At 67.5% G+C, this 12703-nt stretch carries 6 protein-coding genes; 3 read left to right on the forward strand and 3 right to left on the reverse strand.

The window, feature by feature from the left end:
• Positions 1-1931: 1931 nt before the first annotated feature.
• Both ACFY3N_RS36195 and ACFY3N_RS36200 read left to right on the forward strand, forming a co-directional pair.
• Positions 1932-2489, forward strand: a complete 558-nt coding sequence (locus ACFY3N_RS36195) for a hypothetical protein (protein ID WP_390821028.1) — start codon at positions 1932-1934, stop codon at positions 2487-2489.
• Positions 2490-2530: 41 nt separating this feature from the next.
• Positions 2531-5032: a Helicase associated domain protein gene (locus tag ACFY3N_RS36200; protein WP_390821029.1), complete on the forward strand. Its 2502-nt coding sequence runs from the start codon at positions 2531-2533 to the stop codon at positions 5030-5032.
• Between the two features lie 135 nt (positions 5033-5167).
• Here the strand turns inward: ACFY3N_RS36200 and ACFY3N_RS36205 are convergent, their stop codons facing one another.
• The 3 genes from ACFY3N_RS36205 to ACFY3N_RS36215 form a co-directional block, all read right to left on the reverse strand.
• Entirely contained in the window at positions 5168-8761 is a 3594-nt protein-coding gene (locus tag ACFY3N_RS36205; RefSeq protein WP_390821030.1) for a DEAD/DEAH box helicase, read from the reverse strand.
• The gene (locus ACFY3N_RS36210) at positions 8758-9564 is read right to left on the reverse strand and encodes a Hachiman antiphage defense system protein HamA (RefSeq protein ID WP_390821031.1); all 807 of its coding nucleotides are present in this window, start codon (positions 9562-9564) and stop codon (positions 8758-8760) included. The genes ACFY3N_RS36205 and ACFY3N_RS36210 overlap by 4 nt, the downstream gene beginning before the upstream one ends.
• Before the next feature lie 186 nt (positions 9565-9750).
• Positions 9751-11061 (reverse strand): helix-turn-helix domain-containing protein, encoded by a 1311-nt coding sequence (locus tag ACFY3N_RS36215; RefSeq protein ID WP_390821032.1) that lies wholly within the window; start codon positions 11059-11061, stop codon positions 9751-9753.
• Between the two features lie 241 nt (positions 11062-11302).
• Between ACFY3N_RS36215 and ACFY3N_RS36220 the strand changes: the two genes are divergently transcribed.
• On the forward strand, positions 11303-12208 hold the full coding sequence (locus ACFY3N_RS36220; RefSeq protein WP_390821033.1) for a hypothetical protein: 906 nt from the start codon (positions 11303-11305) through the stop codon (positions 12206-12208).
• Positions 12209-12703 lie beyond the last annotated feature (495 nt).

The raw sequence follows: 12703 nt of genomic DNA on the forward strand, positions 1-12703 counted from the left end.
CCCGCGGAGCGGGTACCACATCGCTGCGCGATGTGCAAGCGAACCCCCGTGCTGCGCACGGGGGTTGCGCTCCCGCTCCGCGGGAGCGCCTGCGGGACGCTGCGCGTCCCGCCCACCCACCTTGCTGCGCAAGGTGGGTGACGCTCCGTTCGCTGCGCTCCCGGAGCTACGGGGATTACGTCCCCGCCCGTGGCCTCCGCTGCGCTCCGGTCACCGTGTGGCGCTGTGCGCCACACGGCCGGCCCCGCTGCGCGGTGCGGCCAACGGGCCTCCGGCCCGAGCAGCAAGGAGAGGGGTGCGGATCGACCAAGAGAGAGGGAGGGGGATCTGCGCGGTGCCACCAGTTTGACTAATTTTTGCTTCATTTCATTGCTTCGATAGAATCTGGAATCATGGCACCCCGGTGCTCAGTCGTGTCGCTCCCCCTCTGGGTGGGGTCATGGAGGGAAAGAGGGGTCCTGACGGATGTGATCCGTAGCCCGATCCATCGTGCTTACCTGCATGTTTCAAGCTTCCAAGGCGTTGAAGAGGCCTTCTGGCGATCCGGGAGAAGCAGATGCTAGTACAGCAGCGGCCACTATCAAAAATCAGTCTGTTTGGCCCTGAAACCCATAAATAGCCCTGCAAGATCTTTTGCAGAGGTCGAAGGTGAGCTACCGCGCGCAGGTGATCTTGAAGACCGAGAAGCACAGTTGACGACGTACCAGTCGGAAGAGGAAGGCATGTAGTGTCCGTACCGCGGTACGGGCCGCAGGTGTTCCCACGGGGAACATGCCCCACCCGCCGCTTAGCCGGCTTAGCGCGACTAGAGACAAAGGCTTCTAGCCGTGTTTCCGCGCTCGTATGTGAAGCGACGGCAGATATTCTTCTGGAGTGTTCCCCTGTGGAACACTCCAGAAGGACGGGGACTTTTCGTCGCTAAGCTAAGGTCTCGTCATTACCGGATGCTGAAATCTGAGACCAGCGACAGGATACCGATACCTCCGATACTAAACCCGATGCCGATACCGATTCCGAGTGCGATTCGCTTGCCGATTTCGACTGGCCACTTTGGAGTCTTGTTGATGACTAGGTGCCATTCTCCAAGCCTTACCTCAAAGAAAGGGTCCGTATTCTCTTCAAACTTTCCCATCTCTTTCACCGCCCACATTTCTGAGCTAGGCGACTGTTCCCCAAATGATGCTCTATGCATTTCGGAGGGAACGGCAGGGTATAATTCAACACAACGATTTCGTCCTAACTGTTCGGAGTCGAGAGAGGGAGCACACTGTTCACCCCTGGATGCTTGGCGGCTCGGGGGTGGCGGGGAGCTCCCTCTCGTTCATGCTGGCAGACAGCCTACAGCGGCGCTGAACGGAATATCTTCGTCCAGCAGGTCCCCGCCCCCTCTTCGACAAGAAGAAGTTTACCGGCTTTCGCCCTTCTCTTCTCTTAGCCCCCTTCTGTGAGCTGCGAAAAGCCGCTTAAGGGCTCAGAGCGTCTGACTACAAAAACTCGCCTATAACGATTTCATAACGCTCTTTCTGGCTGCTGCTCACCCTGATGCAGTGACGTGTTCTGGATAACGGGCCAGGCCTCTCTGTGCCTAAAAAGGTGCTGGTAAAAGGGGCCCGCACTTAGACAGGCCCGTTATCAAACTTGAGAACCGGGTCCTCATGGTGCCTACGAAAATCCGTAGGTGGCCCGGTTGTCATGCTCGCATCATGTGAGAGAAGGCGGCTCGACTCGCTTGGAGGGCGCGGCGCCATCAGAGCACAGCCCCGCCCACCGGAGCCTTCTGCCATCACAGCCCCAACACGGTGCCGAGACGGACCCGTTCACGTCTCCCCCTCAATGTCCGTCCGGCGAGCATCTAGAGCAACTATATACAGCTGAACTAGCTACACATAGTTAATGGTAGAGTGCACGGAAGTCAGCCTGGAGGGGATCTCATGAAGGTGACCGTGTTCCAGTTCGAGGGCACTCCTGAGGAGCTGGATGCCTCGCAGGTACTGAAGGAGTTGACCAACCACCACCGTGGTGCCGTTTCGGTAGTCCCCGACGGCGGCCGCGACAGCGGGACTCTGCCGGCCCGGATTCCGGGAGTGGCTGACGAGGGACAGGAAACGGTGCGTCAGCTGCTGCTCCGCAGCCCGGCTCCCGGCCTGTTCGTCCGGTTCCTCGATGAGACGACCCGGTGGGACAACGTCGGTGTCTACGGCATCAAGCGCAAGAACGCACTGCCCGACGCTCCCCTGGACTACAGCCGCTACCTGCGCCTGCGCCGGCAGGGATCCCAGTTCGGCGGCTTCGCCTACGTCTACGCGGAGTACAGCACCATTAACCTCCGGCTCAACTACAGCCAACAGCAACTCGACGAGCTCGGCATCAAGTCCGCCCGGACCCTTACCACCGGGCACCAGGAGTACCGCGTCAGCGTCGACCTCACCGACGAGACAAGCCTCGCCGACGCCCTTCAGCTGGCCGAGCTCGCCTACAACGCCACCTAAACGCAGACAGTCCATAGCCCCAACCAACAGGAAGAGCCGGTGTGGACCTACGACCTCACCAGCGAGAAGCCGTCGACGCGATCCTCCGAGCCCTCGAACTGCCCACCCGAGCGCTCACGCCCGAGCAAGGGCTGCGCACCCAGGTGGTCATGGCGACCGGATCCGGCAAGACCCTAGTCGCTGCCCGCAGCGCCGAAGAGCTCCACGCGAACCGTGTCCTCGTCCTCGTCCCCTCACTGGACCTGCTCGCCCAGACCGAAACCGCCTGGCGCAAGGGCGGCCGCAGCGGCCCGATGATCGGGGTCTCCTCCCTGCGGGGTGAGGAGGTGTCCTTCCCCAACACCACGGACGTGGACGAGCTGGTGGAGTGGACCCGGGGCCTGGACAAGGTGACCGTGTACGCCACGTACGCCAGCCTCGGTCTGGGCACGCTGGAGCGGGCGCACGCTGCGGGTTTGGCGGCTTGGGACCTGATCGTTGTGGACGAGGCCCACCGCGTTTCGGGCCGGATCGGGAAGCCGTGGGCGGTCGTCCACGACAACCAGAAGATCCCGTCCCTGCGCCGTCTGTACATGACGGCCACGCCCCGGCTGTGGCAGCTCGGGGACGAGGACGAGGCCGGCGCACCCGGCGAGCTGGTCGCGAGCATGGAAGACGACCCCGAGGGCCCCTTCGGCAGCAGGGCGTTCACTTTGACGCTCTCGGAAGCCATCGACAGGGGAATCTGTGCCCCCTACCAGGTCGTATGCGTGGACGTCACCGACACCGCGCTCCAGGCCGCGCAGCTCCTGGGCGTCGAAGGCCGGTCGGCCGAAGTCCGCGGGGCACGGCTCGCCGCTCTGCAGACCGCCCTGGTGAAGGCGTCCGCTGAGGAAGGCTTCCGCCGCACGCTGGTCTTCCACCACCAGGTCCGCGAGGCCGAAGCGTTCGCGGCCGGCCTTCCCGACATCGCCAAGCGACTGCACGCGTCCGACCCCGAGCTGTACCCGGCCACGATCTGGGCAGACTGGCTGTGTGGGGATCACAAGCCGCCGCACCGGCGGCGTCTGCTGGGCGAGTTCGCCGCCGGGATCGCCACGGACGGCACCATCGTGGAGAGGTGCTTCCTGTGCTCGGTGAAGGTGCTCGGCGAAGGGGTCGACACCAAAAAATGCGACTCCGTGTACTGGGCGGATGTGCGGGGCTCCATGCCGGACCTGGTCCAGGCGGTGGGCCGGGCGCTGCGGATGCAGCCGGGCGAGGGCAAGGTGGCAAGCCTGGTGGTGCCGGTGCTGCTCGGGCCCGGGGAGACGGCGGACAACATGCTCACTTCCCGGGCGTTCGGCGGGCTGGCCAAGCTGTTGGAGGCGCTGCGGGCGCACGACGTGCGGATCGTGGAGAGCCTCGCGGAGCAGCAGGCCCCGAGCCGCTACAAGCCCGTCGACAAGGACGACAGCGGGAAGAGCGCGGGTGGGAGCGGCGAGGGCTCCGGGGGCGTCAGCGCCCCCGCCAAGGCCCTGCTGAAGTTCTCCACGCCCCGCGACCCGGCCGCCCTCGCCGCGTTCATCAACCTGCGGGTCCTCAACCCGGAGCACGAGCACTGGCGGCGCGGTGTGGAGGCGGCCGTCATCTACGCCCGCATGCATGGCGACTTGAAGGTGCCGTTCACGTTCCGCGTGCCCGCCGTCGAGGACCAGGAGGCGGAAGGCGAGGGGTGGCCGGCCTCGCTCGCCGGGTTCCCGCTTGGGCAGTGGACCGCCGACGCCCGCCGCTTCTACGCCCGCGGTGACATGGACGAGGACCGCGTCGCCCAGCTGGAGAAGCTCGGCATGATCTGGAGCCATTTCGACGTCGCATGGGAGGAGGGCCTGTCCGCCGCGCGCGGGTGGGCAGCGGAACACGGGCACCTCCTGGCGCCGCTGGACGCCACCTTCCAGGGGTACCGGGTGGGCATCTTTTTGAAGAACGCGCGGGCCGCCGCCCGGAAGGCTCAGGAGATCGAGCAGCGGCGTGCCGAGGAGTTGCCAGTGGAGTCGTCGGCCGGGGCGTTGTCAGACGAGCGGCGCGAGCAGCTGGAGGAGATCGACGCGTCCTGGTGCCCGAGCTGGCCGGTGACCTGGCAGCGGTGCTTCCACCTGGTCCGGATGCACCTGGATGCGGGCGAGGCGCTGCCCACCACGGCGGGCGAAGTCCTGCGCCAGGGCGAGGATCTGGGGCGGTGGGTGCAGTCGGTGCGGCTCGGCTGGGACCAGCTCACGACCGTCCAGCAGTGGATGTGCGAGCAGGTCCTCGGGATCGAGCCCGCGACCGAGGACGAGAAGCCGCCCCCGCGCCGCACGCAGGCCGACAAGTGGGCGATGAACTACGCGGCCGCCCGGCAGTTCTACGAGCGTGAGGGGCACCTTCGGGTCCCGAGGAAGCACATTGAGCGGATCGTTGGCGAGAACCAGGAGGCGCGGGAGCTGAAGCTGGGTGCCTGGATCGGCAATCAGCGGAGCAGGGCCGCGACGCTGACGCCGGAGCGGATGGAGCAGCTGTCCGCGATCGGGATGCGCTGGTCGTAGCGACAAGTAGCGGGCCTGTGCAGGGTGATCTGCACGGGCTCAGAGAACGGACGGCGGTGTGGCGGGGACGGACATCAGGACTCTGTCTGCGACGGCGTCCGGCGGCCAAGGTGATGCGTGTGACGGCTCCGAACCCTATGCCCTGGGACTGATGGTGATGGTGAGATCGACCTGATCGTAGCCAGCCAGCTGGTCGGTGCCTGTGGTGTCAGCGAGGGACCGGGTGTCGGTGTGCAGGACGGCCGTGACCAAGGGGGCGGGCCGGTCGTCGAGGGCCAGCGCGAGCGGCCGGGCGGTGCCCTTGGCGATCCAGCCGAGAGGGAGGCCGTTGTGCTCGACCCGGATGGCGTTTGGGTCAGTCGGGTTGTCGTAATCGCGAACGAGGTCGAGGACGGTTCCCGCGGGCAGGTCGGCGAGGTACCCATCGCTGTAGGTGTGCCGGACGCCGCGCAGGGGGGTGGTGAATGTTCCGCGGCCGCTGAGGATGGTCTTTTGGACGGTGCGGGGGCTGCGCCGCTCGGCACTGCGGATGAGCAGGGACGCGGTGCTGGGGGTGGTGATGGCGGTGATCTCGTCGGTGGTGAGGTTGCCGAGCCAGCCGGTGAAATCGAAGAAGGACGGCTCGAGAACAGGGCAGCGTGCGGCCAGGTCGATTGCCTCGCTGCGCTGGTGGATGCCCAGGCTGGCGGCGTAGCAGGCAGGGGCGGTGTCAACGCCGTACTTGAGCATGGCCGGCAGGGCGGCGAGTGAGCCTTCGGGTGTGATGCCGTGGCGGGTCTCCAGGATCTGCAGGATCGAGGAGACGGCCCAGGCCAGGTCTTGGACGATCACCTTGTCGATGTAGTCCGAGGTGACGGTGATGTCCTTAGCGTCAAGGAGCAGCTCGTAGTGGCTGTGGATCTCCTGGAGCGTCCAGCCGGCGATCCAGTCACCGGCGAGAGGGACGACCGCCCCGATCGGCCGGTCCTTGGCAGTGGCGCTCCGGCGGAGTTCCTGGATCGTGGTGGCGGCGGTCAGGACGATGTCGCGCAGGGCTGGCCATGTTGCGGGGGTGAGGAGGCCGGGGTGCTCGGTGAGGGTATTCGCGAGTTGCTCGGCGGCGGTGATCGCGTCGAGGCCGCCTTGCAGGCTCAGTCCTGTGCGCAGGATCGCCGCGCGGGCGGCCGGGTCGGGGAGCTGTCGGGCGAGAGCGGCGACGCGGCGGGCGGTGAACCGGGCGAGCGGCTTGAGGGACCACTCCTGGGCGCCGATCTGGTGGCCGCCCAGGGTGTGCGCGAGCAGGTCGTGTGCCGCGTCCTCCAGCAGCTGCTGGTCGGGGGTGTCGACGACTTCTTCGGCGAGCATCGTCAGGAGCTGGAGATCGAGCGCCTGCGCCCAGTCGGTCAGCTCTTCCTCTTCTGGGTCGGGCAGTTCGATGTCTGTCAGGTTCTGTCCCGGGGCGGGGCGGGCGCCCAGTCTCGTGATGGCGAGGCGGTGGTAGAGCGCACCGATGGTGGACAGGACCGGTTCGATGTTGCCCTTGTCTAGGTAGCGGCGCCGAAGCTTTCGGGCGTCCTCGGCGTCCTTGGCGATGAGGACGACGTGGCCCTCGGTCTCCTGGAAGGCGCGGCCGGCTCGGCCGGCGGCGTTCCAGAACTCGCGGACGCCGATCTGCTCTTGGTTCCGCCAGGTGCTGTGCACCAGCACGGTCTTGACTGGCAGGTTCATGCCCTGGGAGAGGGTGCTGGTGGCGCACAGCACGCGCAGTGCGCCGTCGCGGTAGGCGCGCTCCAGCAGGTGCCGGACGGGCTGCGGGACCGTGCCGTGGTGGTAGGCGATGCCCTGGGTCACCATCACGGTGAGTTCGTGCTCCTCGCCGAGGTGCTCGGCGATTCGCTCCGAGAGCGCCAAGCGTTGATCCCGCTGGTTCCGCACGCCGAGCACTGGGGTGTCTGTCTTCTTCAGTGCCGTTTGCAGGGCGCGCGCGGCGGCCTGCGCGTAGGCGGGCTGGGTGGTGGAGATCAGTACCGGGCCGAGGTGTTCGAAGTGCAGCGTCAGTGCGGCCGCGACGTCCTTGGCGTCGCGCGGGGACAATCGCTTTCGGACGAGGTGGCGGGTGAGCACCTTGGGTACGAAGAAGTCTCTGCCTTGGGCGGTGCCGTAGTGGATGCTGCCGGTCTGTCCGTCCTTCTCCTGCCCCTGCCAGGAGAAGATCCCGGTGCGTAGCTGGGAGGGCGACCAGTCGATCTTCGCGTGGTTGGTGCCGTGGGCGGTGGGCTCCAGCCAGCGGGCGATGTCTTCGCCGTTGGGCAGGACCGCGGACAGCAGGACGATCCGCGCCTGCGGGGTGGTGCGGCGGATCCGGGTGAGGACCATCTCCAGGCGCAGCCCGCGCGCGGACCGGTCGATGGAGTGTCCTTCGTCGACGAGGACCAGGCGCAGCCGGCCGGCGAGTTCGGGGGTGTTGCGCAGTAGCAGGTCGAGTTTCTCGGTGGTGACGACGAGGACGTCGGTGTAGTCCAGGAGGTGGTTCTCGTAGCGGACGTGTTCGGCGCCGCCGAAGAGGGAGGAGACGCGCAGGCCGACGAGTTCGAGGCTGGCGGCGAGGTGCCGTTCGACCTGGGCGGCGAGCGCGCGGGTGGGCACCACGTACACGGCCAGCGGCGGGTCCATAAAGCGTAGAAGCAGCCCGAGGGGGCTGTCGTCGGCCTCGCCGGTGTCGGCGAGGGCGTGGAGGATGGCCCACTCGGCGATGTGGGTCTTGCCCGCGGAGGTGGGCATGGTGACCGTGAAGTTGTGGGCCCGGGCGTCGAGGAGTCCGGCGTCCAGGGCGGTGCGCTGGGAGGGCCAGACCTGGGTGAGCGGGCGGTCGGAGACGATCAGGGCCTTGATATAGCGCTCCCAGGTCCTCGACCAGCTGGAGGCGCGGCGCAGCAGGAGCCACGGGGAGGTCGCGACGATGTCCTCGACAGCGTGGGCGAGGGAGTCGACCAGGGTCCAGGTGTCCGCGACGGAGGCCTGGAGGAGGATGGCAGCGGCCTGCTTCAGGTCGCTAACCGCGGCGCGCCCGGCCGCGCGGTCGCCGGTACGCCACAGGGTGGCCAGGGAGCGTGCCGAGCGGCCGACCAGGCCGTAGGCGGCCAGCACGGCAAGGTCCGCCTGCTCGGCGTTACCAGCGGCGAGTTGGGCGGTGAGTGCGCGGCCGAGGCGTGGGAGTTCGCTCGCTGCGGCGGCGCCGAGCCGGGCGGTGGTGTCGATGTCGCGGCGCAGGACCGCGCCGGCGGCCTCGGCGATCCGGAACGGGGCGGCGGCGGTCAGAGCGTCGGTGTCGGGCATGTCCCCGTAGGAGAACAGGTTGCCGACTTCCTGCTGGAAGGTGTGGGCGATGGCAGTGGCGTTGGCCTGGTAGCCGGCCAGGCTCCACATCGTCGCCGAGATCGCCAGCAGCTCGATCCGTGCCTCTGGCGTGTTGGCCCGGGCTGCGAGGTCGGCGTAGGCCTGGGCGATGTCCGGCAGCGGCCCCGGATCCGCGCGGCGCTCGCGAGGGGTGCGGGCCAGCTGCCCGAGCCGGGCGAGGGAGAGGCCGCGGCGTAGCGCAGCGGGGTCGTAAGTGTAGCCGGCCGTTCCCTCGGCGCTGATCTGCTCGGCCAGGACGTGGGAGCGCAGCTGCTTGCGCAGGACCGGGGATGCCTCTCCCGTGGCCAGTGCCTCTTCACCCAGGCGCCGTACGGTCCCGTCGTCGTCCCTCACGCTGTTCCCGCCGCCGTTCCGCTGTCCTTGCCGCTGCTGGTGGTGCTGGGGGCCGTCTCTGCCGCCTCGTAGACGCGGCCGACGAACTCCTTGAGATCGTCGATCTTGACCACGGTCAGCTCGGTGCGCTGGGTCACCTTCACGCCGAGCCCGGCCACGATGTCCTCCTTCCACGACCCCGCGTCGTGGACGAAGAGCATGTGCCGCTCCACCCGGCGCCGCCCTGGATCGCGCAGCAGGGAGCCGAGCCGACGTGCGAGGAACACCTGTCCGCGGTCAGCGCAGCGTGCCATGAGGAAGTGGATGCTCTCGTCCAGTCTGTCCAGCACCTTCTCCAGGCTGTCGTATGCCTCGCTGCCGACCCGGTTGTCCCGGTAGGCGCGGGTCTTCACCTCCGGCACGGCGATCGCCGGAGGGTCCTGCCGGAAGCGGAACGCCAGCACGTCCGTGCCCTGCACGGCCTGGGCCGGGGTCTGCTTGTAGCGCAGTTTCAGGACCGGGACGCACCACCGGCGCACCCTGCGGTAGAGCGCACCTGTGACGATCTCCCCGAAGTCCCCGTGCCGGATCTTGCGGTCCACGGGAAGCTTGTTCTTGCGCAAGTAGCCCGCAACCTCCGGCGCACCCAGGTCGTCGAAGACGTTGGCGAGCTCACCGGGAGCCAGGTAGTTGCGCATCACCTCGTGGCCCAGCCGTTCGACAAGCTCGCCGTCCTCGATCAGCCCCTCGTCGGCGAGCAGTTGGTACCCCAGCAGCCCGTCCGGCTGCTCTACGTCCTGCGGCCTGAGCCACTTGTCGAACACGCGTCCTTGCCCTCCCCCGGCGCCGCGCCTGGTCGGCAAGCGCACCTGGGCCAAGGCTAGGCCAGCGCGTGCCATCGGTCTCCATCCTGGCACTGGAAGTTCCCGTGCTACACAAGCTGATCGGCTGAACCGGCGGCGGGGCGCCGGGCCGACACACCCTGCCCGGCCCCGCCGCCTCTCGGACATTTACAGGGCGTCTGTGCGGCGAAGACGTCGCGGTTGAGGGTCAGGGGAGGTGCTGTGGAGCTGTTCCAGGACCTTCTCCATACCGAGCAGGCCGGCGTCCAGGCTGATCTGCTGGAGCCAACTGTCGACGAGCGCACGGCGCTCTGCAGGGTCGCGCTGGTCGACGCCCGGGTCAGCGAGCAGGTTGGCGCCTCGTGATGTGCCAGCGTCCGGCACCAAGGTCAATCCGTTCCCGGCGAGCAGGTCCGGCATGTCCGTGCTGCTGAGAAAGTCCAAGCCGAGCGGCTGGGGCATCACGAGAGGATCGACACCCGCCAGAGCGGCGAGCGCTCCGGTGACCTTGTCATCGACCAGCGTGGCCGTCAGGGCGTCGACCAGCTCGTGCAGATGGGCAACGGACAGGGACGCCGCGCGGCCGAGGGTGTGCCGGAAGCGCGCGACGACTTGCAAGGAGACCTGCAGGTGCGAGACGGGAGCCCCGTAGGCGTCCGGCAGGTCGATCCTGGCAACGGCCTCCAGCGGGAAGAGCGGCCCTCCGTCCGGGCCGCCCTGCCACAGCAGCCGGACCTTGCGGGCCCGGTTGAAGCCCGACCGGTGGAAGGGGCTCATGCCACCCTCACCGATCGATGCGCACCAGCGGAACAGGGCGTGGTGCAGGGGGGAGTTGTTCAGCGCGTCGGCGAATGCCTGCACGCCGCGCTCCGACAGCGGGCGCCAGGTGGCCGATGCGTCCACCGGAACGAACATCCCTGTACGCACGAGGAAGTCAGCGTTCTGCTTCCCCTGGTCGTCCGTGGGCAGGTCGGCTGGCGGCAGCCGCAGTCCGGCAGCCACAGCCTGGGGCGCGGCTTCGTTGATCAGCCGTGCGAGCCCCGCTCGGTCCGCTAGGGCGTTGCGTCCGTGCAGCCGGATCGGGGCGGCGCCTTGGACCAGAAGCGGGCGGGATGCCTTGGCCGGGTCTACGCGGACGACCAGGATCATCCGGTCGTCGGTCTCAGGCAGGGGAACCGGGATGATCTCCGGCTCCCAGGGCGGCTCCAGCGTCTGATGGCAGCCGTTGACGATCTGGACGATCGCGTCCTCGGGCACGCCGATGATCCGGTCGTCGATGCTGCGCTCGGTGACGCCGACCAGGATGAGGCCGCCGTAGCTGTTGGCCATTGCCGCGACCGAGGTCGGGATCTTGGGGGTGTATTTCTCTTTGTACTCCAGGGTCAGGCTCTCGGGTTGGCCGATGGCAACCAGCTCGCGAACCCGCTCCAGGGTCACGTCCGCGGGGCGGCAGGCGAACAGCGAGGCCGCGGATGTCATACGAGCCGTCCATCCGCTGGGCGTGTGTGGATCGAAGGTGTCATCAGGTCAAGTTAGCGAAGCCGTAGGGGCCCACACTCCGGGTTTCCCTGCCACCCGCCGGACCCCTCGCGCAGCCGTACCCCGGCTGATCGGCGACTCGCGTGGCCCGCTTCGCTGTGACGCGGGTGACTTGTCGCGCGAAGCTACTCACCCGCTTTTCCCCTCCACCCTGCGAACCGGTTGTCTTTAGCCTGGAGACATGCCCAAGCCCGAGTTCAGTACGGACGACTACGTCAACCCCGAAGCTCCCTTTGGGGAGCGCCGCCTGAGGCCGGACCATCCTCGTGTCCGTGACCACTCCTACGACTGCTCGCGCCGTACCCAGGAACTGGATCTCTGGAAGGCGTCGCTCATCTCTACCGTGATGGAACCTTGGGACGCCTACCCTGACCTGGAAAATGTTCCCAAGGACGCGGTCCCTGGCCCTTCGCTCACCCTGTTCGTCAAGGAACGGGGACGCGGACCCGGCTACGTCGCGGACTTCCTCTACACGGCATCCGATCTACCGGTCACCGTGCACGGCATTCTGGCCAATCAGGGCTCCGGGCTCGGACTGATCGAACTTGAACTCTGGCGCCCGGATTGGGGGTACTGGGACGGTTTTGGAGACTTCATCGGCCCCTCACACGACGACGCAGCGGTGACCGTTTCCGCGCCGATCACGAGTGATGTGCTGCGCCGCATCCCGCTGGGCCAGATCATCGCCCGGGCCCAGGCCGAGCTGGCCGACCAGTCCTGGAGAGAGGACGGCGTGACCATCCTGGGTCGCCCACAGGCTGCAGGATCAGAACTCGCCCCGGCGTCCCTCCAAGCCCTGGAGAACGCGAACGCACTCGCACAGCCAGCACAGCGAGGGCGTCCCCCGCTCGATGGTGAACTCCTGCACGCCGTGGCCCACGCCTATCTCCGTGAAGCCATCAACGGCCCTGGTCTCCATCACCGCCTAGCTGACCTGTTCAACCGCCCGGAACCAACCATCAAAGACTGGATCAAAGCAGCACGGGACCGCGGCTACCTCTCCCCCGCCGTCCCAGGCCGCCGGGCCGCCGGGCCCGGCCCACTCCTCACTCCTCACTCCTCACTCCTCACTCCTCACTCCCTCTGAGGATGGCTCACGGACACCACCAACGTGACCTCCGTACCGGTCAGCGTCTGCACCGGATCGGATTATCAAGGGCGAACCCATCGCACAGGACGTGCAGAACCGGGGTGGCCTTGGGTGTCAGCGCCGCTGGCTGGAGACCTGCTGGCCCGCCCGGCTGGATGTGGCCGAGTTGCCGCCTCGCATCGTGACGGCACGCTAACCGCAGGCTGGCCGGTGCGTGCGTCAGCGACTCGATGGCCGGTGTTCCTCACACCGCCAGAGCTGACGCCGAAGCGGATGGAGCTGCTGTCCGCGATCGGGATGGGGTGGTCCTGATGGTGGGCGTCGTCATCACCGCAGCCGCCGCGCTTGCGGCCGGCTATCTGCTCGGGCGGCTGCGCCCGTGGCAGCGGCTGGGCGACTAGGAGCTGTCCGGGCGATCAAGGATTTCGTTAGGGTGGCTCGGCGGAGGGACCTGATGAGTGTTGGGGAGATGAGTCGCGCGGAGGCGGTCGT

This window comes from Streptomyces sp. NPDC000348 (genome assembly GCF_042898795.1).
In the GTDB taxonomy this organism is placed as follows: Bacteria; Actinomycetota; Actinomycetes; order Streptomycetales; family Streptomycetaceae; genus Streptomyces.

Bases quoted from the DNA above. Each gene is read 5' to 3' on its own strand.
- ACFY3N_RS36195 (WP_390821028.1), top strand. From the start codon at position 1,932: ATGAAGGTGACCGTGTTCCAGTTCGAGGGCACTCCTGAGGAGCTGGAT.
- ACFY3N_RS36220 (WP_390821033.1), top strand. From the start codon at position 11,303: ATGCCCAAGCCCGAGTTCAGTACGGACGACTACGTCAACCCCGAAGCT.
- ACFY3N_RS36215 (WP_390821032.1), bottom strand. From the start codon at position 11,061: ATGACATCCGCGGCCTCGCTGTTCGCCTGCCGCCCCGCGGACGTGACC.